General features: G+C 64.7%; 29 protein-coding genes. 19 read left to right on the plus strand and 10 right to left on the minus strand.

Features of this window, described 5'->3' with window-relative positions; genetic code table 11:
• Positions 1-20: 20 nt before the first annotated feature.
• Positions 21-2,741, minus strand: coding sequence for an aconitate hydratase AcnA (gene acnA / locus IVB27_RS13715; RefSeq protein WP_247444085.1), 2,721 nt, complete (start codon positions 2,739-2,741; stop codon positions 21-23).
• Between the two features lie 243 nt (positions 2,742-2,984).
• On the opposite strand from acnA, the gene ccmA reads away from it, so the two are divergent.
• The 5 genes from ccmA to IVB27_RS13740 all read left to right on the plus strand — a co-directional run bounded on the left by ccmA (position 2,985) and on the right by IVB27_RS13740 (position 5,966).
• On the plus strand, positions 2,985-3,587 hold the full coding sequence (gene ccmA / locus IVB27_RS13720) for a heme ABC exporter ATP-binding protein CcmA (protein ID WP_247444086.1): 603 nt from the start codon (positions 2,985-2,987) through the stop codon (positions 3,585-3,587).
• Positions 3,588-3,663: 76 nt separating this feature from the next.
• Positions 3,664-4,332 carry a heme exporter protein CcmB gene (ccmB, locus tag IVB27_RS13725; RefSeq protein WP_247444087.1) on the plus strand — a complete coding sequence of 223 codons (669 nt, stop codon included), beginning with the start codon at positions 3,664-3,666 and terminating at the stop codon, positions 4,330-4,332.
• A 76-nt stretch (positions 4,333-4,408) separates the two neighbouring features.
• On the plus strand, positions 4,409-5,200 hold the full coding sequence (locus IVB27_RS13730; protein ID WP_247444088.1) for a heme ABC transporter permease: 792 nt from the start codon (positions 4,409-4,411) through the stop codon (positions 5,198-5,200).
• Positions 5,197-5,382, plus strand: coding sequence for a heme exporter protein CcmD (ccmD, locus tag IVB27_RS13735; RefSeq protein ID WP_247444089.1), 186 nt, complete (start codon positions 5,197-5,199; stop codon positions 5,380-5,382). The genes IVB27_RS13730 and ccmD overlap by 4 nt, the downstream gene beginning before the upstream one ends.
• Positions 5,379-5,966 (plus strand): DsbE family thiol:disulfide interchange protein, encoded by a 588-nt coding sequence (locus IVB27_RS13740; RefSeq protein WP_247444090.1) that lies wholly within the window; start codon positions 5,379-5,381, stop codon positions 5,964-5,966. The genes ccmD and IVB27_RS13740 overlap by 4 nt, the downstream gene beginning before the upstream one ends.
• Positions 5,967-6,069: 103 nt before the next feature.
• Here IVB27_RS13740 and IVB27_RS13745 read toward each other — a convergent pair whose 3' ends face one another.
• Together IVB27_RS13745 and ftsY are read right to left on the minus strand one after the other, a co-directional pair.
• Entirely contained in the window at positions 6,070-6,672 is a 603-nt protein-coding gene (locus tag IVB27_RS13745) for a septation protein A (protein ID WP_247444091.1), read from the minus strand.
• A 127-nt stretch (positions 6,673-6,799) separates the two neighbouring features.
• The gene (ftsY, locus tag IVB27_RS13750; protein WP_247444092.1) at positions 6,800-7,747 is read right to left on the minus strand and encodes a signal recognition particle-docking protein FtsY; all 948 of its coding nucleotides are present in this window, start codon (positions 7,745-7,747) and stop codon (positions 6,800-6,802) included.
• 60 nt (positions 7,748-7,807) lie between these two features.
• Here ftsY and IVB27_RS13755 point away from each other — a divergent pair, with 60 nt between their 5' ends.
• Positions 7,808-8,509 (plus strand): RluA family pseudouridine synthase, encoded by a 702-nt coding sequence (locus IVB27_RS13755; RefSeq protein ID WP_247444093.1) that lies wholly within the window; start codon positions 7,808-7,810, stop codon positions 8,507-8,509.
• A 253-nt stretch (positions 8,510-8,762) separates the two neighbouring features.
• A complete protein-coding gene (locus tag IVB27_RS13760) occupies positions 8,763-9,872 on the plus strand; it encodes a DUF2336 domain-containing protein (protein ID WP_247444094.1) in 1,110 nt (369 codons plus the stop codon).
• Positions 9,873-10,005: 133 nt separating this feature from the next.
• Here IVB27_RS13760 and mtaB read toward each other — a convergent pair whose 3' ends face one another.
• Together mtaB and dapF are read right to left on the minus strand one after the other, a co-directional pair.
• Positions 10,006-11,259 (minus strand): tRNA (N(6)-L-threonylcarbamoyladenosine(37)-C(2))-methylthiotransferase MtaB, encoded by a 1,254-nt coding sequence (gene mtaB, locus IVB27_RS13765; RefSeq protein WP_247444095.1) that lies wholly within the window; start codon positions 11,257-11,259, stop codon positions 10,006-10,008.
• Positions 11,259-12,134 carry a diaminopimelate epimerase gene (gene dapF / locus IVB27_RS13770; protein WP_247444096.1) on the minus strand — a complete coding sequence of 292 codons (876 nt, stop codon included), beginning with the start codon at positions 12,132-12,134 and terminating at the stop codon, positions 11,259-11,261. Before dapF ends, mtaB begins: the two co-directional genes overlap by 1 nt.
• Positions 12,135-12,354: 220 nt before the next feature.
• Here dapF and IVB27_RS13775 point away from each other — a divergent pair, with 220 nt between their 5' ends.
• Together IVB27_RS13775 and IVB27_RS13780 are read left to right on the plus strand one after the other, a co-directional pair.
• Complete coding sequence (locus IVB27_RS13775; protein WP_247444097.1) at positions 12,355-13,137, plus strand: GyrI-like domain-containing protein; 783 nt, start codon at positions 12,355-12,357, stop codon at positions 13,135-13,137.
• Positions 13,138-13,142: 5 nt separating this feature from the next.
• Positions 13,143-13,862, plus strand: coding sequence for an SIMPL domain-containing protein (locus IVB27_RS13780; RefSeq protein ID WP_247444098.1), 720 nt, complete (start codon positions 13,143-13,145; stop codon positions 13,860-13,862).
• A 145-nt stretch (positions 13,863-14,007) separates the two neighbouring features.
• Here the strand turns inward: IVB27_RS13780 and IVB27_RS13785 are convergent, their stop codons facing one another.
• Positions 14,008-15,072, minus strand: coding sequence for an MBL fold metallo-hydrolase (locus IVB27_RS13785; RefSeq protein ID WP_247444099.1), 1,065 nt, complete (start codon positions 15,070-15,072; stop codon positions 14,008-14,010).
• A gap of 331 nt (positions 15,073-15,403) precedes the next feature.
• Here IVB27_RS13785 and ffh point away from each other — a divergent pair, with 331 nt between their 5' ends.
• From ffh to IVB27_RS13820, 7 genes are all read left to right on the plus strand, one after another.
• Entirely contained in the window at positions 15,404-16,951 is a 1,548-nt protein-coding gene (gene ffh / locus IVB27_RS13790) for a signal recognition particle protein (protein ID WP_247444100.1), read from the plus strand.
• Positions 16,952-17,035: 84 nt separating this feature from the next.
• Positions 17,036-17,368, plus strand: coding sequence for a 30S ribosomal protein S16 (gene rpsP, locus IVB27_RS13795; RefSeq protein WP_014438992.1), 333 nt, complete (start codon positions 17,036-17,038; stop codon positions 17,366-17,368).
• Between the two features lie 9 nt (positions 17,369-17,377).
• Entirely contained in the window at positions 17,378-17,908 is a 531-nt protein-coding gene (gene rimM / locus IVB27_RS13800) for a ribosome maturation factor RimM (protein ID WP_247444101.1), read from the plus strand.
• A 114-nt stretch (positions 17,909-18,022) separates the two neighbouring features.
• Complete coding sequence (trmD, locus tag IVB27_RS13805) at positions 18,023-18,778, plus strand: tRNA (guanosine(37)-N1)-methyltransferase TrmD (protein ID WP_247444102.1); 756 nt, start codon at positions 18,023-18,025, stop codon at positions 18,776-18,778.
• A gap of 108 nt (positions 18,779-18,886) precedes the next feature.
• On the plus strand, positions 18,887-19,270 hold the full coding sequence (rplS, locus tag IVB27_RS13810) for a 50S ribosomal protein L19 (protein WP_247344496.1): 384 nt from the start codon (positions 18,887-18,889) through the stop codon (positions 19,268-19,270).
• Between the two features lie 451 nt (positions 19,271-19,721).
• Positions 19,722-21,128 carry a 3-isopropylmalate dehydratase large subunit gene (leuC, locus tag IVB27_RS13815; RefSeq protein ID WP_247444103.1) on the plus strand — a complete coding sequence of 469 codons (1,407 nt, stop codon included), beginning with the start codon at positions 19,722-19,724 and terminating at the stop codon, positions 21,126-21,128.
• A gap of 94 nt (positions 21,129-21,222) precedes the next feature.
• Positions 21,223-21,432, plus strand: coding sequence for a hypothetical protein (locus IVB27_RS13820; RefSeq protein WP_247444104.1), 210 nt, complete (start codon positions 21,223-21,225; stop codon positions 21,430-21,432).
• Positions 21,433-21,485: 53 nt separating this feature from the next.
• On the opposite strand, the gene IVB27_RS13825 is transcribed toward IVB27_RS13820, so the two are convergent.
• From IVB27_RS13825 to IVB27_RS13835, 3 genes are all read right to left on the minus strand, one after another.
• The gene (locus IVB27_RS13825) at positions 21,486-22,052 is read right to left on the minus strand and encodes a hypothetical protein (RefSeq protein ID WP_247444105.1); all 567 of its coding nucleotides are present in this window, start codon (positions 22,050-22,052) and stop codon (positions 21,486-21,488) included.
• 152 nt (positions 22,053-22,204) lie between these two features.
• Positions 22,205-22,471 carry a hypothetical protein gene (locus tag IVB27_RS13830; protein WP_247444107.1) on the minus strand — a complete coding sequence of 89 codons (267 nt, stop codon included), beginning with the start codon at positions 22,469-22,471 and terminating at the stop codon, positions 22,205-22,207.
• A gap of 51 nt (positions 22,472-22,522) precedes the next feature.
• Positions 22,523-22,804 (minus strand): hypothetical protein, encoded by a 282-nt coding sequence (locus tag IVB27_RS13835; RefSeq protein ID WP_247444195.1) that lies wholly within the window; start codon positions 22,802-22,804, stop codon positions 22,523-22,525.
• A 155-nt stretch (positions 22,805-22,959) separates the two neighbouring features.
• On the opposite strand from IVB27_RS13835, the gene IVB27_RS13840 reads away from it, so the two are divergent.
• From IVB27_RS13840 to IVB27_RS13850, 3 genes are all read left to right on the plus strand, one after another.
• On the plus strand, positions 22,960-23,361 hold the full coding sequence (locus IVB27_RS13840) for a metallopeptidase family protein (RefSeq protein WP_247444108.1): 402 nt from the start codon (positions 22,960-22,962) through the stop codon (positions 23,359-23,361).
• Positions 23,362-23,451: 90 nt separating this feature from the next.
• Complete coding sequence (gene leuD / locus IVB27_RS13845; protein WP_092027938.1) at positions 23,452-24,057, plus strand: 3-isopropylmalate dehydratase small subunit; 606 nt, start codon at positions 23,452-23,454, stop codon at positions 24,055-24,057.
• A gap of 80 nt (positions 24,058-24,137) precedes the next feature.
• Positions 24,138-24,923, plus strand: a complete 786-nt coding sequence (locus IVB27_RS13850; protein ID WP_247444109.1) for a glycosyltransferase family 32 protein — start codon at positions 24,138-24,140, stop codon at positions 24,921-24,923.
• Positions 24,924-25,152: 229 nt separating this feature from the next.
• On the opposite strand, the gene IVB27_RS13855 is transcribed toward IVB27_RS13850, so the two are convergent.
• A complete protein-coding gene (locus IVB27_RS13855; RefSeq protein WP_247444110.1) occupies positions 25,153-26,316 on the minus strand; it encodes an MFS transporter in 1,164 nt (387 codons plus the stop codon).
• Positions 26,317-26,342: the final 26 nt, after the last annotated feature.

A 26,342-nucleotide genomic window follows, 5' to 3' on the forward strand; every position in this document is an offset into this window, starting at 1 on the left:
CACCGTTCACAAATCCGCGCTTACGCCGCCAGCTTGCGCAGCACGTAGTGCAGGATGCCGCCGTTGCGGTAGTATTCGAGCTCATCCAGTGTATCGATGCGGCAAAGCAGCGAAATGCGCTGCAACGAGCCGTCGCCGGAGACGATCTCCGCGGTCAGCTTCTGGCGCGGCTTCAAATCGCCGACGAGACCACGCAACGTGACCTTCTCGTCGCCCTTCAGACCGAGCGACGACCAGGAGGTGCCGTCCTCGAAGGTCAGCGGCAGCACGCCCATGCCGACCAGATTGGAGCGGTGGATGCGCTCGAAGCTCTGGCAGATCACGGCGCGCACGCCGAGCAGACGGGTGCCCTTCGCGGCCCAGTCGCGCGAGGAGCCGTTGCCGTATTCCGCGCCCGCGAACACCACCAGCGGGACCTGCTCCTGCTGGTACTTCATCGCGGCGTCGTAGATCGACATCTGCTCGCCGTCGGGCCAGTGCTTGGTCAGGCCGCCTTCGGGGATATTTCCGTCCGCACCTTTGAGCATGAAGTTCTTGATGCGGATATTGGCGAAGGTGCCGCGCATCATGACTTCATGGTTGCCGCGCCGCGTGCCGTACTGGTTGAAGTCGGCCGGACGCACCTGGTGCTCGCTGAGGTATTTGCCCGCGGGCGAGGTGAGCTTGATTGAACCGGCCGGCGAGATGTGGTCGGTGGTGATCTTGTCGCCGAACATGGCGAGGATGCGCGCCTCGACGATGTCGGTGACCGGTTCCGGCTCCTTCTTCATGCCGTCGAAATAGGGCGGGTTCTGCACATAGGTCGAGCTCATGTTCCAGCGATAGGTCTCGCTCTCGACCGTCTTGATCTTGCGCCAGTTGGTGTCGCCCTTGAACACGTCGGCATACTTCTTCTTGAAGATCGCCGCGGTCACGAACTTCTTCATGAAGGCGTTGATCTCCTTCGTCGTCGGCCAGATGTCCTTCAGGTAGACCGGCTTGCCGTCCTTGCCTTCGCCGAGCGGCTCGACGGCCAGGTTCTTGGTGACGCTGCCCGCGAGCGCGTGGGCGACGACGAGCGGCGGCGAGGCCAGATAGTTCGCCTGCACGTCCGGCGAGACGCGGCCTTCGAAGTTGCGGTTACCGGAGAGCACGGCAGCCGCGACGATGCCGTTGTCGTTGATCGACTTCGAGATCTCCTCGGGCAGCGGGCCGGAATTGCCGATGCAGGTGGTGCAGCCGAAGCCAATCAGGTTGAAGCCGACCTTGTCGAGATCGGCCTGGAGACCGGAATCGGCGAGATAGGCCGCCACCACCTGGCTGCCCGGGGCGAGCGAGGTCTTCACCCACGGCTTCGCCTTGAGGCCCTTCGCGGCGGCATTACGCGCCAGCAGACCGGCGCCGATCAGCACGCTCGGATTCGAGGTGTTGGTGCAGGAGGTGATCGCCGCGATCACGACGTCGCCATGGCCGAGGTCGAAGTTCCTGCCGTCGACGGCAAAGCGCTTCGTCGGCTCGTCGGTCTTCTTGTATTCGCTGGCGAGGGCGACCGAAAAGCCTTCGGCGACCGACGGCAGCGCAATGCGGCCTTCGGGACGCTTCGGACCGGCCATCGAAGGCACGACGTCGCCGAGGTCGAGCGTCAGCGTCTCCGTGAACACCGGATCGGCCGACTTGGCGGTGCGGAACAGCCCTTGCGCCTTGGCATAGGCCTGCACCAGCGCGACGCGCGCCGGGGCGCGGCCGGAGGTCTTGAGATAATCGAGCGCGGCGGCGTCGACCGGGAAGAAGCCGCAGGTCGCGCCGTATTCGGGCGCCATGTTGGCGATGGTCGCCTTGTCGGCGACGGAGAGATGGTCGAGGCCGGGGCCGAAGAACTCGACGAACTTGCCGACGACGCCGAGCTTGCGCAGCATCTGCGTCACTGTCAGCACGAGGTCGGTCGCGGTGACGCCTTCCCTCATCGCGCCCTTCAGCTTGAAGCCGACGACGGTCGGCAGCAGCATCGACAGCGGCTGACCGAGCATGCAGGCTTCCGCCTCGATGCCACCGACGCCCCAGCCGAGCACGGCGAGACCGTTGACCATGGTGGTGTGGGAGTCCGTGCCGACCAGCGAGTCGGGATAGGCGACCTCGAAGGTGCCGGTCTTCTTGCCGACCGTCATCTTCTCCTTCTTGGTCCAGACCGTCTGCGAGAGATATTCGAGATTGACCTGGTGGCAGATGCCGGTGCCGGGCGGCACGACGGAGAAGTTCGTGAACGCCTTCTGGCCCCACTTCAGGAACTCGTAGCGCTCCTGGTTCTGCTTGTATTCCTCGGTGACGTTCTTGCCGAAAGCCTTGTTGTCACCGAAGAAGTTCACGATCACGGAGTGGTCGATAACGAGATCGACCGGCACCAGCGGATTGATCTTCTCGGCATCGCCGCCGAGCTTCTGCATCGCGTTGCGCATGGCAGCGAGGTCGACCACCGCCGGCACGCCGGTAAAATCCTGCATCAGCACGCGAGCCGGGCGGAACGCGATCTCATGCTCCAGCGACTTCTTGCGCAGCCATTTCGACACCGCGACGATGTCTTCCTTCTTGACCGAGCGACCGTCCTCGTTGCGGAGCAGGTTCTCGAGCAAAACCTTCATCGAATAGGGAAGTTTGGAAATTCCCTTCAGACCATTCTTCTCGGCCGTGGGCAGGCTGTAATAGACATAGGTCTTGGCGCCGACCTTGAGGGTCTTTTTGCATTTGAAGCTGTCGAGCGAGGTCATGAAAGGAAATCCCAATTGTTAGTTATACCCGGCAAGGGGTATTTTAACACCGTCAGCGATTCCGGCTAGGTCGCTTGCAGGGGCAGGTTAAGTTGCTGCATCAAGTAGTTCCGGGCTTATAGAAGCTTTCTAACGGCGCCGCCACAGCCACAATGGTGCCGCAGCAATTCGCGAGCCAAAAATTCCCATGCGCTACCCCAAGATTTCCTGAGGCCTGGCTTGAGCGGATTGATACGAGGCACGATGCAGCTTTCCGGACGCGGGGTGATTTGCGTGCGGGGCGGACGCGACGTGTTTTCCGGGCTCGATTTCGAGGCCGGCGCCGGCGAAGCCGTGGCGGTCGTGGGCCGCAACGGATCGGGCAAGACGTCGCTGCTGCGGCTGATCGCGGGCCTGCTCGTTCCGGCGGGCGGCACGATCGCGCTGGACGGAGGCGATGCCGAGCTGACCTTGCCGGAGCAGTGCCACTATCTCGGTCATCGCGACGCCCTGAAGCCGGCCCTGAGCGCGGCGGAGAATCTGGCATTCTGGGCCGATTTTCTCGGCGGCGAGCGTTTTGACCCCGTCGAAAGCCTCGCCATCGTCGGCCTCGACCACGCCGCCCATCTGCCGGCCGCCTTCCTGTCCGCCGGCCAGCGCCGCCGGCTCTCGCTGGCCCGCCTGCTGACGGTCCGCCGTCCGGTCTGGCTGCTCGACGAGCCGACCACGGCGCTGGATGTCGCCGGCCAGGACATGTTTTCCGGATTGATGCGCGAGCACCTCAGCTGCGGCGGCCTGATCATCGCCGCCACTCACGCCCCGCTCGGCATCGATTCGCGGGAGCTTCGGATCGGGAGTGTGGCATGAGACGGCCCGACCCTCAGATTTCCACGCGGTCGGGTCTAGCCTCGTCCTTCCGCCGCTGCCTTGCGAGAGCCACCCCATGACCGCCCTGTCCGCCCTCATTCGCCGGGACATCCGGATCGCGCTTCGCGTCGGCGGCGGGGCGCTGATTGGCGTGCTGTTCTTCCTGACCGTGGTGGTGCTGATGCCGTTTGCGGTGGGGCCGGATCTGGCGCTGCTGTCGCGGCTGGGGCCGGCGATCCTGTGGCTGGGCGCGCTGCTGGCGAGCCTGCTGACGCTCGACCGGCTGTTCATGGCCGACCACGAGGACGGCTCGCTCGACCTGATCACCATGAGCCGGACACCGCTGGAACTCGCCTGCGCGTCGAAAGCGCTGGCGCATTGGCTCGCCGCCGGCCTGCCGCTGATCGTCGCAACCCCCGTGCTCGGCCTGCTGCTCAACCTCGACATGGTCGCAACCGGCGCTGTGGCGCTGACGCTGCTTGCCGGCACCCCGGCGCTAACGTTCACCGGCATGATCGGCGCGGCGCTGGCGGTGACGCTGCACCGCGGCGGCTTGCTGATGGCCGTCCTGGTGCTGCCGCTGTCGATTCCGGTCCTGATTTTCGGGGTCGCGGCCTCGCAGGCCGTGATCGTCGGACCCATGACGTTCGGCGCGCCGTTCTCGATCCTGTGCGCGCTGTCGCTGGTCAGCCTCGTGGTTGGCCCTTTCGCGGCCGCGGCGAGCCTGAAGCATGGACTGGACTGACCTTGACCCCGATCAACTTTCGCTCCGGACTTTCGTGCTGATTGCCTGAGCGCTTACCTGTGACTATCAGAATACCATGACCCTGATCGACCTCGCCAACCCCACACGGTTCCTCGCGCTGACGGCGCGGGTGTTGCCATGGCTTGCGGCCGCGACTGCCATCCTGCTCACGATCGGGCTCTATCAATCGGCCTACGCGCCGGACGACTACCAGCAGGGCGCGACGGTGAAGATCATGTTCATCCACGTGCCCAATGCGTGGCTGTCGATGTTCGTATGGGGCGTGATGAGCCTGGCCTCGCTCGGCACGCTGGTGTGGCGGCATCCGCTCGCCGACGTCGCCGCCAAAGCCGCCGCTCCGATCGGCGCCGCCTTCACCTTTCTTGCGCTGCTGACGGGATCGCTATGGGGCCGGCCGATGTGGGGCACCTATTGGGAATGGGACGCGCGGCTGACCTCGGTGCTGATCCTGTTCCTGATGTATCTCGGCCTGATGGCGCTGTGGCGCGCGGTCGACGATCCCTCCCGCGCGGCGCGCGCTGCGGCCGTGCTGACCCTGGTCGGTGCGATCAACCTGCCCATCATCAAGTTCTCGGTCGATTGGTGGAATACGCTGCACCAGCCGGCATCGGTGATGCGGATGGGCGGCTCGTCGCTCGACAAATCCTTCTTGATCCCGTTGCTGGTGATGGCGATCGCGTTCACGCTTCTGTTCGTCACGCTGCATCTGGCAGCGATGCGCAACGAGATTTTGCGCCGCCGTGTCCGCTCGCTGCAAATGATGCAGGCGAGCCGTGTGGCGTTTTCGAGCGACGTGGGCACCGGTTCGCGTAAAGAAAACGCGTCAAACGAAATTGGGGCTGCATGATGATGTCGCTTGGTCCCTACGCGCCCTTCATCGTGACGTCCTACGCCGCCGCCGCCCTCGTGGTCGTGATCCTGATCGGCTGGATCGTGCTCGACTACCGTAGCCAGACCCAGCGCTTGCGCGATTTCGACCGCAGCGGCATCACCCGCCGTTCGGGGCGCAGCGGGAGTGATCAGCGATGACGAGCGATCAACCGACGTCCGCTCCGCCGCAGCGCCGCACCTTCCTGATGGTGCTGCCGCTGGTCGCCTTCATCGGCTTGGCACTGTTATTCTGGTTCCGGCTCGGCAGCGGCGATCCCTCGCGGATTCCTTCCGCGCTGATCGGTCGTCCCGCGCCGCAAACCACGCTGCCGCCGCTCGATGGATTGCAGGCTAATAACGCGCAGATCCCCGGCCTCGATCCCGCCGCCTTCAAGGGCAAGGTCAGCCTCGTCAATGTCTGGGCGTCCTGGTGCGTGCCGTGCCACGACGAGGCGCCGCTCCTGACCGAATTGGCAAAAGACAAACGCTTCCAGCTCGTCGGCATCAACTACAAGGACGCCGCCGACAACGCGCGGCGCTTCCTAGGGCGCTACGGCAACCCGTTCGGCCACGTCGGCGTGGACGCCAACGGCCGCGCCTCGATCGAATGGGGCGTCTATGGCGTGCCGGAGACGTTTGTGGTCGGACGCGAAGGCACCATCGTCTACAAGATGGTGGGACCGATCACGCCGGACAATCTGCGGACGGTGTTGTTGCCGCAGATGGAGAAGGCGTTGAAATAGTCACCGTCATTGCGAGGAGCTCTTGCGACGAAGCAATCCAGACTGTCCCCGCGGAGGGATTCTGGATTGCTTCGCTTCGCTCGCAATGACGAGTTGAGAGAGCTCAACCCTTCCGCACATCCCCCGCCTCGGCCTCGCTTGCCTCCAGCGACGCCGGCTCGAGATGATAACGCTTGGTCAGCGGCATCTGGGCGATGGCGAAGACCATGGTCAGCGGGGTGACGCCGAACACCTTGAAGTTCACCCAGAAGTCCGTGCTCTGGGTGCGCCAGACGATCTCGTTCAGCACCGCCATGCCGGCGAAGAACAGCGCCCAGCGCAGTGTGAGGATGCGCCAGCCCCGCGGCGTCAGGTTGAACATCTGGTCGAACATGATGGCGATGAAGGAGCGGCCGAACAACAGGCCACCGCCGAGGATCGCGGCGAACAGGGCGTAGATGATGGTCGGCTTGAGCTTGATGAAAGTCTCGTCGTGCAGCACCAGGGTCAGCGTGCCGAACACCAGCACGATGACGCCTGTCACGATCGCCATGATCGGGATGTGCCGCGTCACCACATAGGAGGCGATCATTGCAATGACGATCGCGACCATGAAAGCGCCGGTCGCGGCGAACAGATTGAACTTCGCATTCATGAAGAAGAACACGAGCAGCGGGCCGAGCTCGGTCGCAAGCTTGAACAGCGGATGCGGCTGGGTCTTGTCCATTCCTTGACCTTTGTTGCTGTCATCCCCCGCGGAGGCGGGGGATCCAGTATTCCGAGACGCTTGTGATCCACAACTAACGGCGCGGCGTACTGGATGCCCCGCCTGCGCGGGGCATGACGATAGAAACCTACGATTCGATTCCGGCAATCGCGCGGGCGAAATCGCGCGCGGTGAACGGCGCGAGATCGTCGACGCCTTCGCCGACGCCGATGAAGTGCACCGGCAGTTTGAATTTTTCCGCGAGCGCCACCAGAATGCCGCCGCGGGCGGTGCCGTCGAGCTTCGTCATCACGAGGCCGGTGACCCCGGCCGTGCGATGGAAGGCCTCAACCTGCGATAGCGCGTTCTGGCCGACGGTGGCATCCAGCACAAGCAGCACCGCATGGGGCGCAGTTGCGTCCACCTTGCGGATGACCCGCACGACCTTTTCGAGCTCGTTCATCAGCTCGGCCTTATTCTGAAGCCGACCGGCGGTGTCGATCAGGAGCACGTCGACGGCCTGCTCCTTCGCCGCCGTCAGCGCGTTGAAAGCTAGGCTCGCTGAATCCGAGCCCTGCGCGCCCGATATGACGGGCGTCTTTGTGCGTTCGCCCCAAACCTTGAGCTGCTCGATCGCTGCGGCGCGAAACGTGTCGCCGGCGGCCAGCATCACCTTGCGGCCTTCGGACGCGAATTTTTGCGAGAGTTTTCCGATGGTGGTGGTCTTGCCGGAGCCGTTGACGCCGACCACGAGGATGACGAAGGGCTTCTTGCCGGCGTCGATCTCGAGCGGCTTCGCCACCGGCGCCAGCACTTTCTCGACCTCGGTCGCGACGACGTCCTTGACCTCGTCCGCCGAGATCGCCTTGTCGTAGCGCCCGGTGCCGACGGCGTCCGCAATCCGCACCGCGACAGAGGTGCCGAGGTCGGCGCGCAGCAGCACGTCCTCGATGTCGTCGAGCATGGCGCGGTCGAGCTTGCGCTTGGTGACGAGGTCGGCGACCGCGGTCCCGAGCGAGGACGAGGTGCGCTTCAGCCCGTCGGACAGGCGGCGCCACCAGCTCAGCTTGGGGGTCTCGGGGGTGGTATCGTTCATGGTGGCGGTGTGTTAGCCGTTCCGGCTCCCAAACGAAAGTCTTGACCGAAAGTCCTGCAATTGCTCGATGTTCCCGAATTGACCGCTGATGAAATCCTGGCGCGCGTGCTCCATCGCGACGGATTGATGCTGGTCATCGACAAGCCGGCCGGCCTGCCGGTGCATCGCGGCCCCAAGGGTGGCGCCAATCTGGAAACTTCCTTCGACGCGCTCCGTTTCGGCCTGCCGCGGCCGCCGGTGCTGGCCCACCGGTTGGACAAGGACACCTCCGGTTGCCTCATCCTCGGCCGTCATCGCAAGGCGACCGCCTCGCTCGGCCTGCTGTTCAAGCATGGCAAGATCGGCAAGACCTACTGGACCATCGTCGAGGGCGGCCCCGCCCAGGACGAAGGCATCGTCGATATGCCGCTCGGCCGGCTCAATGCCGAACGTGGCTGGTGGCAGAAGCCGGATCCGGAAGGCCAGAAGGCGGTCACCAACTGGAAGGTGATGGGCCGGGGCAATGGCCTCACCTGGCTCGCCATGGAACCTGTGACCGGGCGGACCCATCAATTGCGGGTGCATTCGGCGTCGACGGGATGGCCGATCTTCGGCGATAACATTTACGGCAACGGCCCGCGTTTCGGGGAACCGAAACTGCACCTGCATTCCCGCGAGATCGTGGTGCCGATCTCCCGGAATAAGGAGCCGGTCCGCGTCGTGGCGCCGGCGCCGCCCCACATGCACGAGCGGCTCCGCGCCTGCGGGTGGAACGGAGAATAGCCATTTTAGACCCTCATGGTGAGGAGCGCGGAACGCGCGTCTCCGGACGATGCCTTGCATCGCCGGGCGAACCATGCAGGCCCGGATCTCACCTGCGGCCATCCTTCGAGACGCCCGCTTCGCGGGCTCCTCAGGATGAGGATCAGTGCCCGCCGGGCTTCCTATAGTTTACGAAACGTTCAGTGCTCGTCCCTCATGATAGCGGTTGCTTAGAACAAGCTTCCGTCAATCTGCTCAGGACGAGCTGCGCGTCATGTCCACGGCCGGGTTATCGATCATCGACGAGGTCGAGTGCGCGCTTCGGACAGGCTCCGCGGAAAAGGGCCTGGCAACCGCCCGCCGCGTCACCGACCTGTTCCTGTCCTCCGCCGGCAGCTTTGACGACGAGCAGATCGCACTGTTCGACGACGTGCTCGAGCGCCTGATCGGCACCATCGAGCTCCGGGCCATCGCCGACATGGGTGCGCGCGTTGCGCTCGCCGAGATCAGCGCGCAACTCGCGCCGATCGCGCAGGCGCCGCCATCGGTCATCCGCCGCCTCGCCAACAATGACGAGATCCGCATCGCCGGTCCCGTGCTCCAGGAATCCGCGCGCCTCGACGATGGCGAGCTGGTGAAGATCGCATCGAGCAAAGGCGAGCCGCATCTGCTCGCGGTCGCCGGGCGCTGGTGGTTAAAGGAGATCGTCACCGATGCGCTGCTGGCGCGGCGCTATCCCAGCGTCAGCCGGCGACTTGCCGCCAATCCCGGCGCGCGCGTTTCCGGCAACGGATTTGCCGTCATCGTCGGACAGGCCGAGGCCGATCCCGAACTCGCCGTCAGCGTCGGCGTCCGCGTCGACCTGCCATCGGATCTGCGCCGCGAGTTGCTGCGCTCGGCGACCGACGCCGTGCGCACCCGCCTGTTGTCGCGCGCGCCGACGCATCTGTTCGACGAGATCCAGGGCGCGATTGCAGCGGTCACCGTCGGCGTCGAGCGCGAAATGTCGGGGGTCCGCGACTTCGAAGGTGCCAAACGGGCAATTGCAAACCTCAAGGCGGGCGGCCAGCTGACCGAGACGACATTGCTCGGCTTCGCCACGCAGCGGCGCTATGAAGAAGCCGTGGCGGCGTTGGCGGCACTGTCCGGATCGACCGTCGAAGTGATTCGCCCACTGATGCAGAGCCTGCGCGAGGACGGCCTGCTGGTGCCGTGCAAGGCGGCACAGCTCAGCTGGGAGACCACCGCCGCCGTGCTCGAAAGCCGTTTTGCGACGGGCGCGATGAAGCCGGCGGACATCGCGAGGGCGCAAGGCCATTACGCACGCATGACGCCGGAGAATGCGCGGCGGACGCTCAGGTTCTGGCAGGTGCGGGCGTTGTAGGCGTACGCTGCGTACCAAGTTGAAGATGTCGTCACCCGCGAAAGCGGGTGATCCAGTATTCCAGAGACATTCGTGAGGTACGGAGGGGCCGCGGCGTACTGGGTCGCCCGGTCAAGCCGGGCGACGACACTGACTATGTGGCTAACCGCTCGCCATCACTAGCCGTAATTCTGAGCGGCACGACGCTTCCCACCTCTTCGCCCCCAATCGCCACCGGCAGATAGTGCTCCGTCCGTCCCTGCTCCGCGCTCTCGATCAGCACTTCACGCGTGGCGCCGATCTCGGCTTGCAGCCGGCGGCGCAATGCCGCTTCGCCCGCCGCACGTAGCCGCTTCGCGCGTTCCTTGATGACTGGCCCCGCGACCTGCGGCATCCGCGCGGCCGGCGTGCCGGGGCGTGGCGAATAGGGGAAGACGTGCAGGAAAGTCAGGCCGCATTCCTCGACCAGATCGAGCGAGCGCGAGAACATCTCCTCGGTCTCGGTCGGAAAGCCCGCGATGATGTCGGCCCCGAACGCGATGTCCGGCCGCAGACGGCGCACCTGGTCGCAGAACGCAATTGCGTCGCCACGCGAATGCCGCCGCTTCATGCGCTTCAAGATCATGTCGTCGCCGGACTGCAGCGACAGATGCAGATGCGGCATCAGCCGCGAATCGTCGGCGATAGCATCTAACAGATCACGATCTGCCTCGATCGAATCGATCGAAGAGATGCGCAGCCGCTTGAGCTCCGGCACATGCCGCAAAATCTGCTTCGTCAGCATCCCGAGTTTCGGTGCACCCGGCAGATCACTGCCGTAACTGGTGAGATCGACGCCGGTCAGCACGATCTCGGCATGGCCGCGCTCGACCAACGCCCGCACCTGATCGACGACGGCGCCCATCGGCACCGAGCGCGAATTGCCGCGCCCGAACGGAATGATACAGAAGGTGCAGCGATGGTCGCAGCCGTTCTGCACCTGCACGAACACGCGCGGCAAGCCGCTCGCAAAACCGTCGATAAGATGCGGCGCCATCTCCTTCACTGCCATGATGTCGCTGACGGCGATTTTTTCGCTGGCACCGAGATCGAACGCATTGCGCGCCTCGCGCCAGGCGGACGACCGCATCTTGTCGTCATTGCCGACGACGCGATCGACCTCGGCCATAGCGGCGAACATGCCGCTTTGCGTCTGCGCGGCACAGCCGGTGACGACGATGCGCGCTCCCGGCCGCTCGCGCTTCAATTTGCGGATCGACTGGCGCGCCTGCGCCACCGCCTCGTTGGTGACGGCGCAGCTGTTGATGACGATGGTATCTGAAAGGCCCGCGCTCTCGGCCTCGCGGCGGATCACCTCGGCCTCGAAGGCATTGAGGCGGCAGCCGAAGGTGACGATGTCGACGGCCATCAGCCGACCGGCGCGAACAGCGCCGGATCGAAACTGCCTTCATATTCGAAGGTCGCCGTGCCCGTCATCAGCACGTGGTCGTCGCGCTCGCGCCATTCGATGCCGAGCTTGCCGCCGGGCAGCGTGATCTCGACATTGCGCCCGGCGCGCTTCAGCCGCGCCGCCGCGACTGCGGTGGCGCAGGCCGCGGAGCCGCAGGCCCTGGTGAGGCCGGCGCCGCGCTCCCAGGTGCGGATCGTGATGTGGTCGCGATCGACGATATGGGCCAGCGTGATATTGGCGCGCTCGGGGAAGATCGGGTGATTTTCCAGCAGCGGACCAAAGCGCTCGAGATCGTAGGCGTTGACGTCATCGACCCAGAACACCGCATGCGGATTGCCCATGCTCACCACCGAGGGCGAATGCAGGATCGGATTGTCGATCGGACCGATCTGCAGTTCGATGTAGCGGGTGTCGCGGAATTCCTGGTCGAGCGGAATGTCCTGCCAGCCGAACTTCGGCGCGCCCATGTCGACAGTGTAGAGATCGGGCGCAGGACCCTGCCAGCAATTGAGCAGGCCCGCGGCCGTCTCGAACGTCACCGTCGTCTGGCCGGTCTTCTCGAACAGGCGCCGAACCACACAGCGCATGCCGTTGCCGCAGGCGCCGGCCTCGGAGCCGTCATTGTTGTAGATGCGGATGAAGGCTTCGGTGCCGTCGAACCGCGGCTTCTGCAGCACCATCAACTGGTCGTAGGGCACGCCGCCTTGAGCCGACGCCACCGCGCGGGCATCGTCCGGGGTGACCGGCGAGGTGGAATCGCGCATGTCGACAACGACGATCTCGTTGCCGATGCCGTTCATCTTGGCAAATGCGTGATTGGCCAGCGCGCTCATGAAAATTCCCGAATTTCGCCTGCCTTATATGGCGATCCTTGCCGGCTTGGCCAGTGATTTGCCACCTGACGTCAGGACGTCTGCCATGACGCATCTGTCATGGGACGAATTCGGCGGTCGCGTGTTAGAACGACGCAATTCGCGCAAACCGGGACGCGCAGCCGGGTTAAGCCCTTGGTGGATTAAGGCCTTGGTGCATAAGGTTTTGGGGAGAGTAAAAATGTTCAGGTTTCGTCGTCTCGCTTTGGCCGCCCTGATCCCGGCAGCGGCCTTGTCGTTTGGTCTGTCCGCCACGCTGGCCCAAACGCCGAGCCCGGCGCCGGCCGCATCAGCGAGCCCCTCGCCGGCCCCGTCGGCTTCGCCCGCCCCCGCGGCAAGTGCCTCGCCCGCACCCGTGGCTACGCCCTCGCCGGCGGCCAGCGCCTCGCCAAGCCCTGCGACGTCAAGCCCTGCAACGTCGCCCTCACCCGCAGCCAGTGCCTCACCGAGCCCCGCCGCCCCGCCGCCCGCTGCCGCCGCAAACCCGGCTCCCGTGCAGACCGCCGATCCCTTCGGCCAGGAGGCCACGCTCGAGCCCAAGAAGGTCGTGATGGTCAAGGGCACCGCCAATTGGGACTCGGCCTTCGACACGCTGATCGACGCCTTCAAGGCGCTGAACACGCTGCTGGACAAGCAGGGCATCAAGCACGCCGGCAATTCGATGATCGTCTACACCTCGACCGACGACACCGGCTTCACCTTCCTTGCCGAGATCCCGGTCGAGCAGGACCCGAAGAACCTGCCCAAGGACATGAGCGTCGGCAAATCGCCGGAGGGCAAAGCCCTGAAATTTGTCCATCGCGGCTCCTACGACAACATGGACAACACCTACGAGGCGATCACCAATCACCTCGACGACAAGAAGCTGGAAGCCAAGGACACCTTCATCGAGGAGTACCTCACCGATCCCCTGAAGACGGCGGAGGACAAGCTCGTGATCAATGTTTTCGTGCCGCTGAAGTGAGACCGATGAAAAAGCCTGCCATCCTTTTTGCCTCCCTTGTTACGTCCTTTGCCGCCGCGCTGCCGGCAACGCCTGCGCTCGCCGACGATTTTCCGTCCGCGATTTCGGTGAGCGGCGAAGCCACGATTTCCGCCGCGCCTGATCTGGCGCAGATCAATGCTGGCGTAGCCAATGACGCCAAGTCGGCGAAGGAAGCTTCCGACGCCAACAATGCGGCGATGGGCAAGGTGCTGCTGGCGCTGAAGAGCGCAGGCATTGCCGAGAAGGATTACCAGACCTCGCGGCTGTCGCTGCAACCGCAATATGGCCAGAACAAATCCACCGGCGCCTCGCCCGTGGTCGGCTTCCGCGCCTCTAACCGCGTCACCGTGAAAATCCGCGACGTGACCAAGGTCGCTGGCATCATCGACACGCTGGTCGGCGCCGGCGCCAACGATATCGGCAATATCTCCTTCGAAGTGACGCAGGCGTCAAAACTGCTCGACGACGCCCGCGAGCAGGCGGTCACCGATGCCCGCCGCAAGGCGGAGATCTATGCCAGGGCCGCCGGTGTGACATTAGGTGCGCCGCTCAGCGTGTCCGAAGGCGGTGCCCCGATGCCGCTGTTCAAGGGCCGCATGGCCGCTGCTCCAATGGCCGCAGGCGGCGCCGCCGTCGCACCGGGCGAGGAAACACTATCGGTGACGGTGAATGTGAGCTGGGCGATCAAGCCAAAGGAGCAGTAGGTCTCGTGTCCCGGACGCGCTGCAGCGTGAAACGCTGCTGCGCTGAGCCGGGACCCAGCGTGCCGCAAGCATGGGCCCCGGCTCTGCAGCGCACCGTCGAAGAGACGCTGCGCTGCGTCCGGGGCACCAGCGGTTTGCCAGGACGTTAAATCTCCACCACCTGCCCCGGCTTCATCGCCACGAACCGCTCTTGCTGAATCTTTGCTGCATCCAGCGCCCCGACCAGCGCCTTGGCCGGCGCGTCGATTGCCTCATCGGTCAGCTGGAACGTGCCGTGATGATGCCCCAGCGCGGCTTGCGCGCCGCAATCCGCCAGCGCCTTCACCGCATCTTCCGGATTCATGTGCTGATCGCGCATGAACCAGCGCGGCTCGTAGGCGCCGATCGGGAGGATCGCGAGACGCAACGGCCCATACTTCTCGGCGACGCGGCGAAAATGCTTGCCATCGCCGTAGCCGGAATCGCAGACGACGTAGATTTTCCCCGCCGGCGTCTCCAGCACGAAACTCGCCCACAGCGCCTTGTTGCGATCGAACATGCCGCGCGCCGACCAGTGCCGGGTCGGCACCAGCGTCACGGCGATGCCGCCGCCGAGCTCGACGCGATCGTGCCAGTCGAAGGCTTCCACCTTGAGCGTGGAATCGGTGCTCCGCATCGTGACGTCGTTGCCGAGCGGGGTGACCACGCGCGGGGCAAAATTCTTGGCGAGCCGCGACAGCGTCGCGATGTCGAGGTGATCGTAGTGACCGTGCGAGACCAGCACGATATCGATCTTCGGCAGCTTGTCGAAGGCAATGCCGGGATCGTTATGCCGTTTCGGTCCCGCGAAGCTGACGGGCGAGACCCGCGTCGACCAGACGGGATCGACGAGGATGTTGAGGCCGCCGGTCTGGATCAGCCAGCTGGCATGGCCGACGAAGGAGAGCCGCACCTTGTCGCCGTCGACGCGCGCCGGCGGGGTATCGGCGTGGGGGCTCGGCGCCCAGTCCGGCCAGGCCGCGCGCTGTCGCTTGCCGCCGAACTGCCAGCGCAGCACCTCGCGAAGCGATTTCGGCGGCGCGCCGTCCGGATCGAAGAAGGTCAGCCCGTCGAAATGGTCGGAGGCGGGACCGTCATAGGTTTTCATGCGGGACATCCAAAGAGAGGGCACGCCAACCAACGCGCTGGCCCCGGCAAGCAGTCCGAAAAGGCGGCGGCGGGTGATCTTCACGGGTCAAGCTTCAGGGCTGGTCGGAGCGGCAGGACATCACCCTCATATGGGCCGGGCCAGAGAAAAAAGGAACTTGCGGTCAAAAGAATCATCTTTTCAGTGACTTACCCTGGCGAAGGCGTTCCGCCCCCCTAACTTTCCTTGACTTTTGAGCGTCAGCGGCGTTTAACCCCGCCACTTCTCGGAAAGGCTTTCTTTTCGACCCGCCGACTGGTCCCTGAGGCCAGAGGCCAACGCCCGACAGCGCTATGCGCCCTCGGGCGTAAAGGTGTTTGGATTTTCTGCTCCCTCGCCCCGCGCTTGCGGGGAGAGGTGAAAAAGGACAACGGCATTGTTCGACAATCTGTCGGAACGGCTTGGCGGCATTCTCGATCGTCTGACGGGGCGCGGTGCGCTGACCGAAAAGGACGTCGACGCCGCGATGCGCGAGGTGCGCCGCGCGCTGCTGGAAGCCGACGTCGCGCTCGAAGTGGTGCGCAGCTTCACCGAGCGGGTCCGCGAGCAGGCGATCGGCGCCACCGTCGTCAAGTCGGTCACGCCAGGCCAGATGGTGGTCAAGATCGTCCATGACGAGCTGATCAACATGCTCGGCGCCGAAAGCCAGACCATCGACGTCAATTCCGTGCCGCCGGTGCCGATCATGATGGTCGGCCTGCAAGGCTCCGGCAAAACCACCACCACCGCAAAGCTCGCCCGCCGCATGGTCCAGCGCGACAAGCGCAAGGTGCTGATGGCGTCGCTCGACATCTACCGTCCCGCGGCGATGGAGCAGCTGGCCGTACTGGGCCGCGACCTCGACATTCCGACGCTGCCGATCGTCGCCGGCCAGCAGCCGGCTCAGATCGCGAAGCGTGCGCTGGAGGCCGGCAAGCTCGGCGGCTACGACGTCGTGCTGCTCGACACCGCCGGCCGCACGACACTCGACGAAGAGATGATGGCGGAAGCGGCAGCCATCAAAGCCGCCGCCAATCCGCATGAAGTGCTGCTGGTGGCAGACAGCCTCACCGGCCAGGACGCCGTCAACCTGGCCCGCGCCTTCGACGAGCGCGTCGGCCTGACCGGCATCGTGCTCACACGTGTGGACGGCGACGGCCGCGGCGGCGCCGCGCTGTCGATGCGCGCCGTCACGGGCAAGCCGATCAAGCTGCTCGGCACCGGTGAAAAAACCGATGCGCTGGAGGATTTCCATCCCGACCGTATCGCCGGCCGCATCCTCGGCATGGGCGACGTGGTCTCGCTGGTCGAACGCGCCGCCGCCAACATCGACGCCGAAAAGGCCGCGCGCACCGCCGAGCGCATGCGCAAGGGTCAGTTCGACCTCAACGATATGCGCGAGCAGCTGTCGCAGATGGCGAACATGGGCGGCATCAGCGGGCTGATGGGCATGATGCCCGGCATCGCCAAGATGAAGAACCAGATCGCGGCCGCCGGCATCGACGACAAGATTTTGAAGCGCCAGGTCGCGGTGATCGATTCCATGACGCGCGACGAGCGCCGTCATCCCGATTTGCTCAAGGCGAGCCGCAAGAAGCGCATCGCCGCAGGTTCCGGCCAGAGCGTCGAGCAGGTCAACAAGCTGCTCAAGATGCACCGGAACATGGCCGACATGATGAAGGCCATGGGTTCGGGCAAGCGCGGCCCGCTCGCCGGCATCGCGCAGGCGATGGGCTTTGGCGGCGGCATGAAGCCGCCTTCGCCGGAAGAGATGAAGGCGCTGCAGGAGAAGATGCAGGGTGGCGGCGGACAAGGTCTGCCCAGCCTGCCGAAGGATTTGCCGGCTGGTCTGCGCACCGGTCTGCCGAACGTTCCCGGCCTGACCGGGCTGAGCGGCAAGCCGATGCTTCCGGGCCTCGGCGGATTTCCGGGCAAGAAGAAATGAGCAATTCGTCGCACGGGTCGTAGGTGTCCCGCGCAACGCGAAATACCGATCAACCGAACAAACCGTACTTTCAAGGAGAACCAGATGTCCGTCGTTATCCGCCTCGCCCGCGCAGGCACCAAGAAGCGCCCCGTCTATCACGTCGTCGTCGCCGATTCGCGCTTTCCCCGTGATGGCCGCTTCATCGAGCGTCTCGGCTATTTCAACCCGCTGCTGCCGAAGGACAACGAGACCCGCCTGAAGCTCGACATGGACAAGGTGAAGGCCTGGCTCGCCAAGGGCGCGCAGCCGTCGGACCGTGTGTCGCGCTTCCTCGACGCCGCCGGCGTCAAGAAGCGCGAAGCGCGCAACAATCCGGAGAAGGCCGTGCCGCGCAAGGAGCGCAAGGCGCAGGCCGAAGCCGCCGCGAAGGGTTAAGGCCAGACCATGCCGGAGCTGGTCTGCGTCGCGCGGATCGGCGCCGCGCATGGTGTGCGCGGCGCCGTCAAACTGTGGACCTTCACCGAAGATCCCTTTGCCATCAGGCGCTACGGTCTGCTCTCGTCCAAGGACGGCAAGCGCCAGTTCGAGGTCGCGCAGGCGCGCGAGGCCAAGGATCATCTGGTCGCGACGTTCAAGGGCGTCACGACCCGCGATGAGGCCGAACGGCTCAACGGCATCGAGCTCTACGTCGCGCGCGAAAAGCTGCCCGCGACCGACGCGGACGAATATTACCACACCGATTTGATCGGGCTTGCCGCCGTCACCCCTGACGGCGACGCGCTCGGCCGCGTGCTCGCGATTCATAATTTCGGCGCCGGCGACCTCATCGAGATCGCTCCGCCCAAAGGCCCGACGCTGCTGCTGCCGTTCACGAACGCGGTGGTGCCCGAGGTCGATCTTGCCGGCGGCCGCGTCGTGATCGCGCTGCCGCAGGAGATCGAGGGCGAGGACAAGGACGAAGGCCGGGACGCATAACCACAGGCCGTGGTTTTTTGGCTAAGCTGGTCGCTCCAGCCGTCGCAAAACTGGCTGTGGTGATTATGGGTCCCGGTTCAGCGCTGCGCTTGTCCGGGACCGACGAAGGATCCGATGACCACCTCCTCCCCCTGGCGCGCGACGGTGCTGACGCTGTTTCCGGACATGTTTCCGGGGCCGCTGGGCGTGAGCCTGGCCGGCCGGGCGCTGGCGTCCGGGCTTTGGGAGCTGGAGGCGCGGGACATCCGGGCCTCGGCCACCGACCGCCACCGCAGCGTCGACGACACCCCGGCCGGCGGCGGGCCGGGCATGGTGCTCCGGGCCGATGTTCTGGCGGCGGCCATCGATGCCGCCAAAAGCGAACAGGACCGGCCGAAACTGCTGATGAGCCCTCGGGGTCGGCCATTGACCCAGGCGCGCGTCCTGGAGCTGGCCAAGGGTCCGGGTCCCCTGATCGTCTGCGGGCGGTTCGAGGGGGTGGATCAGCGGGTGATCGACGGGCGGGGCCTGGAGGAGGTCTCGATCGGCGATTACGTGCTGTCCGGGGGTGAAATCGCCGCGCTGGCGCTAATAGATGCCTGCGTCCGGCTGCTGCCGGGCGTGATGGGCAAGGAAGCCTCGGGAACCGAGGAAAGCTTTTCGGACGGCCTGCTCGAATACCCCCAATACACCCGTCCGCAGCTGTTCGAGGGAACTCCGATCCCCGAAATCCTGACCTCAGGCGACCATGCCAAGGTCGCTGGCTGGCGGCGGGCGGAAGCGGAGGCCCTGACGGCGGCCCGGCGACCCGATTTGTGGGCCCAAATCCCGAGCAAGGCCCCGAATCGGGCCGGGCGCCAAAAAACGCCAAAAAACAAGACAGACGGGTGACAAACGCTCCGGCTTGTCCTATAGGAGCGGCCACATCCGCAATAGCTGGATAGACGAATTTCGCGCAGCCCCCGTCCTGCGGCTGGGCGCGCCGATGGAGACTTACCCATGAACCTGATCCAACAGCTTGAAAAAGAGCAATTCGACAAGCTCGCCGCCGGCAAGGAGATTCCGGAGTTCGGACCGGGCGACACCGTGATCGTCAACGTGAAGGTGGTCGAAGGCGACCGATCCCGCGTGCAGGCCTATGAAGGCGTCTGCATTGGCCGCTCCGGCGGTGGGCTCAACGAGAGCTTCACCGTCCGCAAGATTTCCTACGGCGAGGGCGTCGAGCGCGTGTTCCCGGTGATGTCGCCGATGATCGACTCGATCAAGGTGGTGCGCCGCGGTAAGGTGCGTCGCGCCAAGCTCTATTATCTCCGTAGCCTTCGCGGCAAGTCGGCCCGCATCGTCGAGAAAAAGCAGGACCGCGCCACCGCCGTCAACGAGTAAGCTCTCGCTTACAGGCGAGTTTCGGAGAGCGCGGGGCCAAACCCCGCGCTTTTTTGTTGCCTGCTCGCAGGTCTCGCCCCTCATCCTGAGGAGCGCGGAACGCGCGTCCCGAAGGATGCAGGCCCGCCGATGGCCTCGCCCTTCGAGACGCGCGCTGAGGCGCGCTCCTCAGGGTGAGGGGCATGTCTTGCGCGAGCCTTGAAAGCCCTCGCGATTCCAATTCGGCCTGCTATATATTCTTGGAATGTTTCCAGATCCGACCAGCCTCTCGTCCGCCAAGCGCATCGTCATCGACGATCGCTCACGGCTGCCTGGCCGGTTCTTCGGGCGCTTCGCGACCTCGGCAACGTCAGAGCTTACGCGCGCAGCCTAAAAGCTGCGCTGACGATTTTGTTGCCCCGCGCGCCACCCGCGCAACCCGCTCTACACAACATTCCTGGAGCTGACGCTCATGTCCAAGCCGACCACATTGTACGACAAGATCTGGAACGACCATCTGGTGCACGAAGCCGAGGACGGCACCTGCCTGCTCTATATCGATCGCCATCTGGTGCACGAGGTGACCTCACCGCAGGCGTTCGAAGGCCTACGCACCACCGGGCGCAAGGTCCACGCGCCCGAGAAGACGCTCGCTGTCGTCGATCACAACGTCCCGACCACCGACCGCACCAAGCCGAACCCGGATCCGGAGAGCATCGAGCAGATCAAGGCGCTGGCTGACAACGCCAGGGAATTCGGCATCGAATATTACGACGAGTTCGACAGGCGCCAGGGCGTCGTCCACGTCATCGGCCCCGAGCAGGGCTTTACGCTGCCCGGTACCACCATCGTCTGCGGTGACAGCCACACCTCGACGCATGGCGCGTTCGGCGCGCTCGCGCACGGCATCGGCACGAGCGAGGTCGAGCACGTGCTGGCGACGCAGACGCTGATCCAGAAGAAGGCGAAGAACATGCGCGTCACCGTCGACGGCAAATTGCCGGACGGCGTGACAGGCAAGGACATCATCCTGGCCATCATCGGCGAGATCGGCACCGCGGGCGGCACCGGCTACGTGCTGGAGTACGCCGGCGATGCGATCCGTGCGCTCAGCATGGAAGGCCGCATGACCGTCTGCAACATGTCGATCGAAGGCGGCGCGCGCGCCGGCCTGGTTGCGCCCGATCAGAAAGCCTACGACTTCCTGCGCGATCGTCCCAAGGCGCCGAAGGGTGCCGCCTGGGACGCGGCGATGCGTTACTGGGAGAAACTGCGCTCCGACGAGGGCGCGCATTTCGACCACGAGCTGCGCCTCGACGCCGCCAAGCTGCCGCCGATCGTGACCTGGGGCACGAGCCCCGAGGACGTGATCTCGGTGACCGGCATCGTGCCCGACCCCGACAAGATCGCGGACGAGGCCAAGCGCCTGTCGAAGCACCGCGCCTTGAAGTACATGGGCCTGACCGCGGGCACGAAGATCACCGACATCAAGCTCGACCGCATCTTCATCGGCTCCTGCACCAACGGCCGCATCGAGGATTTGCGCGCGGCAGCAAAGATTGCGCAAGGCAAGACCGTTTCAGCGCATGTCAACGCCATGGTCGTGCCGGGCTCCGGCCTCGTGAAGGAGCAGGCCGAGGCCGAGGGTCTGGACAAGATCTTCATCGCGGCCGGATTCGAATGGCGCGAGCCGGGCTGCTCGATGTGCCTCGCCATGAACCCGGACAAGCTGGCTCCGGAAGAGCGTTGCGCCTCGACCTCGAACCGCAATTTCGAGGGCCGCCAGGGCTTCAAGGGCCGCACCCATCTGGTGTCGCCGGCGATGGCGGCGGCCGCGGCGATCGCGGGTCACTTCGTCGACGTCAGGGAGTGGCGCTGAGCCGCTTCCTGCAATTTGAACGATCGCGGCAACCCGCCGTTAATCGGCAGCGCCGACACTGCGTCCTCGCGACGGTTTCGCGAGGACACGCCTCATGGCCAACAAGCCTGAATATGTCGATCTGATCAGCGCGGCGACGCCCCAGCATCGGCGGCGCACCGCGCCGCTGCGCATCGTCGCCAAACCCGAGGTCGAGGAAACCTCAAGGCTCAGCCGCTGGCCGCCGGCGATGTTCAAGCAGTGGAAGCTGGAGAACCTCACACGCTGGAAGTCGGCTTCGTGGAAGCTGAAGGATTGGCTTTAAGCCACCGAATGAAAAAGGGCGCCACCGAGGCGCCCTTTTCATTTCGATCGTGCTTACCAATACCGGTACGGATGGTGCCAGCGATGCCAGCGGCAGACGCGGCGCGGGCCGTAATAGGTCCAGATGACCCGGCAGCGGCGCGGATAGCTGTAATAGGGATAGTAGCCGCCGTAATAGCGCCGGTGGAAATGGCGATGGCCGTAGTAGGCGGGACGATAGCCGCCATAACGGTGATAGCCGCCAAAGCGATGAACTCCGCCGTAGCGATAGCCGCCACCATGAAAGGCGGGCGCGGCGCGGAAGCCACCACCGTGGAAGCCACCGCCGCGAAAGCCACCGCCGCGGAAGCCGCCGAAATGTCCTCCGCCACCGTGGAAGCCGCCCCCTCCATGGAAGCCGCCGCCATGTCCACCACCGCCATGTCCACCGCCGCCACCGCCGCCGTGGCGAACCTGGATCATGTCGTCGCTTGCGGCCTTCGCCGCCGGCAACGCCGTCGGATTGATCGGAGTCATTGCTTCAGCACGACGCGTGGTCCCGGCCGACAGCATCAGCGTCGCGGCGGCCGCAATCCCGAGCAAGCGGATCGGGCTCGCTCTGAGACCCAATATCCTCAGCATCGATTTCTCCCTGAGTCTGGACAGCGGAGTTGCAACACTCGTTCGCGCCGCGCGTCTGCGCTGTTCATTGATGGTCGCTCCCAAGATTAAATTAGGGACGGCGACGTGAATGCCTCATGAATGAACGACGTTCCCGGCGTCGTGCTGCGACGTCACCACCACGGCCCGAAGCCGAGCACGAACGGTGCGGGCACGCCGTAAGGATAAGGACGGTAGTGGACGGGCCGCGCGTAGTAACGCTGCTCGTGAGGTGCGACACGGCGCACGGCGTCATGATGGCGCCTGTGACGCGGCGCACCGAGGTCTGTTGCGGACGCCGATGCCTTTGACTTTGCGGCATCCGGCGTCGCGGCAATGGAGACGCCGGGCGAAGCGACGATCAGCCCGAGGGCAACCGCTACTCCGATCCATCTCGTCATGACCGACCTCTGCTGCGCCCGCATGCGGTGCTGCCGGCGGGATCGGCCAACTCAGCCCCGGCGCCAGTAGCAGCTCATATGCGGCACGATCACCGTGCCGCTGGGGCGGTATTCCTGCACATAGGTGGCGTTGCACTCGCGGACCGCATCGGGACCGGGGTTGTAGCGCGGATAGACGCCGTCAGGAGTGTAGTAGGGCGTAACGCGCAGACGCGCCGGGCGCCGCTTGCGCGGCGGCGGGACATCGTCTGACGAGGCCGCCTGGGCCAGCCTGATCCCGGGGGCCGCGGTCTGGGCTTCCGCGCCAACGCAAAACTGCGAAAACAACCCCATGCACAGTAGCGTCAGCGCTGTTTTCGTTCGCATTTTTCCGCCCACTTGAACGTCCTATTCGAAGCTCTACGCTCCCCGTTTTGACGGCGCCCGTCAACCTCGCCGCGCTTATAATGTCGGATGCATCGCCGCGGAACCCGCGCTAAGAGGGATCCATGTGGACGGAATTGAAAGCGCCTTCGCTGGCCGAGATGGAAGCGACGGCCCATGACATCTTCGAGCGCCTGCCGGCGGAATTTCGCAAGCTCTGCGAGGGCGTGATCATCCGCGTCGACGACTTCCCAACCGAGGAAGTCCTGGACACGATGGAATGCGAGAGCGAGTTCGACCTGCTCGGCCTGTTCCAGGGCGTCGGCCTGCCGCAGCAGAGTTTTGGCGACGTGGCGCGTTTGCCCAACATGGTCTGGCTCTACCGCCGGCCGATCCTGGATTACTGGGCCGAGCACGACGAGAGCCTCGGCCATATCGTCCGCCACGTCCTGATCCACGAGATCGGACATCATTTCGGCCTCTCGGACGACGATATGGCCGCGATTGAGGCCCAAGAGCCGGGTTGAGCAGACGAGATCTGCCGAATTCGGCCTAGGATTTGGGGCTCGATCGCGATAAATATCGGTTCCTCTGAGCCACCCCGGGAAAGCGCAACCATGGACAAGTTCACCACGCTGGAAGGCGTCGCGGCGCCGCTGAAGATCATCAATGTCGATACCGACATGATCATTCCGAAGCAGTACCTCAAGACCATCAAGCGCACCGGTCTTGGCAAGGGGCTCTTCTCCGAGCAGCGCTACAAGGACGACGGCAGCGAGAACCCGGACTTTGTTCTCAACCAGCCCGCCTATCGCACCTCGAAAGTGCTGGTGGCCGGCGACAATTTCGGCTGCGGCTCGAGCCGCGAGCACGCGCCCTGGGCGCTGCTCGATTTCGGCATCCGCTGCGTGATCTCGACGTCGTTCGGCGACATCTTCTACAACAACTGCTTCAAGAACGGCATTCTGCCGATCCGCGTCAGCCAGGAAGACCTCGACAAGCTGTTCGACGACGCCGAGCGCGGCGCCAACGCGACGCTGACGATCGACCTGCCGAACCAGGAGATCCGCGGACCCGACGGCGGCAAGGTCAAGTTCGAGATCGACCCGTTCCGCAAGCACTGCCTGATCAACGGCCTCGACGACATTGGTCTCACGATGGAGAAGAAGTCCTCGATCGACACTTATGAAGAGAAGCTCAAGAGCGAACGCGCCTGGGCTTGATCGCAAGCTTTTACACGAGCCCCGGTGCCATCAGCGCCGGGGCTTTTTCTTTGCCCTCATTATCTCGTATAGCTTCGCGCATGCTGCCCGACATCGTCACCTTCTGGCATGGCCCGATGGACACCCTGCGCCAGACCTGTCTGCGTTCGCAGCTCGCGGCCGGCCACAAGGTCACGGTCTACAGCTTTGACACCATTCCCGGCCTGCCCGCCGGCGTCGACAATGCGGATGCCGAGGCGATCCTGCCGCACGCGTTCTCCGAACGATTGCGCCCGCCGCAGCCGGATGGAAGCTGGCGCGACTGGACCACGCTTCAGTTCAGTGACTTCTTCCGCATGAAGCTGATGGCGAAGGGTCTTGGTCTCTGGCTCGACGCTGACGTGCTGCTGCTCAAGCCCGCCGAGATCGATCCGGCAAAACCCTACTTCGCCTGGGAGCGGCCGCGCCAGCTCGGCAATTCCGTGATCTATCTGCCGGCCGAGCACGGCATCGTAGGCGCCTTTGAGGAACTGATGGAGCAGGAGGAGCTGACGCCGGACTGGCTGTCGCTGCGCCATCGCGTCACGTTTGCGGTGCGCCGCCTGCGCGGCGGTTCGAACCGCCTCTCCGACATCCGCATCGCGATCTTTGGGCCAGCGGCGCTCACCGCGCTCGCGCGCCGCACCGGCGAGTTGAACTGCGCATTGCCGAAGCAGTCGTTCTACGCCGTCCACGCTGAGCCAAAACTGTTCTTCGATCCCTCGAGCTATCTCGGCCTCATCACCGACCCCGACATCATCGGCCTGCACATCTCGCCGAAAGGGCGCGGCGGCGAAAAGCCGATCCCGGGCAGCCTGTATGCGTGGGCGGCCGAGCGGTTCGGCTGAGCACCTAATTTGATCCAGCGCGGCGGAAAACTATCAGGGCTACTGTGCCAATGCGTCGACGTTGGAAACGCTCGATCGGGTGACCCACGGCGCACTGCATCTGCCCTGCGCATTGCTGGGTTCCTGTGCCTGCTGCCCGTCTTTACGGATGCGGGTCATTTGTCGGGGCGCCTGCTCTATGCCAACGGAGCGGACGCGCGGCAGCGATGATTGCGGCGCCGGTGACCCACTAACGCTGTAAGCGGCTGGCAAGGACAAACATCGGCAAAGATGCAAGCTGCGCGGCGATTGCGAAGATGACCAGCGCCAGAATCGAGCGCTCATAGAGCAGACCCGTCACGACACTGCCGATCAGCCAGCCAATGCCATAGCCTCCATAGAACAGACCGAAGGCAAGGTTGCGCCTGCCTTCCGGCAGGACGGTCGCAACCAGCGCCTTGAGCAGCGTGTCCTGAGTGGCGTAGCCGATTCCCCACAATACGATGCCCACAAGCGCCGTGCCGAAGCCGCCGAAGAACACGAAGGGCGAGAACGTCGCCGACAGCAGAACTGCAACGAGCACGACCGGTAGCCCGAAGCGATCGAACAGCTTCCCGAAAGCAAGACTGACGAGGACTCCGCATCCGGTGGAGATCGCGAGGAAGACAGGTATCCACTGCCCGGTCACGACGTGCGTTCGATCGAAATGATACGAGATCAGCTCAAAGCTCATAAGACCGACAGCAAAGAGTGCGCCTGCGATCATGTAGCCCCAGAAGGCAGGCGAGAAATCACCGGCCGAAGCGGTCTGACCCTGCTCGAGCTTCGAAGGCACGGGAAAGCCGGCGCGCGCCACAGCGAGCGACAGGAATGCAAGCAACGCCGGAATCAGCAGCAGCAGATAGCCCAGCTGATAGCTGCCATTCCAGAAAAGGACGGCGGCAATCATGAGCGGTCCGATCGTAGCTCCGACCTCGTCGAGCGCGGTGTTGAGACCGTAAACCCACCCCTTGCCGAGTTCGCCGGTCGTGTACGAGATCATCGCCTCGACCGTCGGCTTGCGGATCGCGCGCCCGACACGCTCGGCCAGCACCAGCAAAGCAGCGATCTGCCAGTTTCCTGCAACCGCCATCGCAGGCACCGCAATCAGGTTGATGCCATAGCCAATGAAGGTGATGAGCCAATAGCGCCCGCTCTTGTCGGCAAGGTATCCGGAGAAGGGCCGCAGCGCATAGCCAAGAAACTCTCCCGCGCCGGCGGTGATGCTGACCACGGCGGCGCTCGCCCCCAGCGTCGCCATGAACGGACCATTGATGCTGCCGCCGCCCTCATAAGTGACATCGCCGAACAGATTGACGATGCCCATGGTGAACACGAAGGTGAAGGCCGGCGAACTTCCTTGCCAAATGCGCATGCGGCGATGGCCCGCGCCAAGGCGGG

It is taken from the genome of Bradyrhizobium sp. 197 (assembly GCF_023073375.1).
Taxonomy (GTDB): Bacteria; Pseudomonadota; Alphaproteobacteria; order Rhizobiales; family Xanthobacteraceae; genus Bradyrhizobium.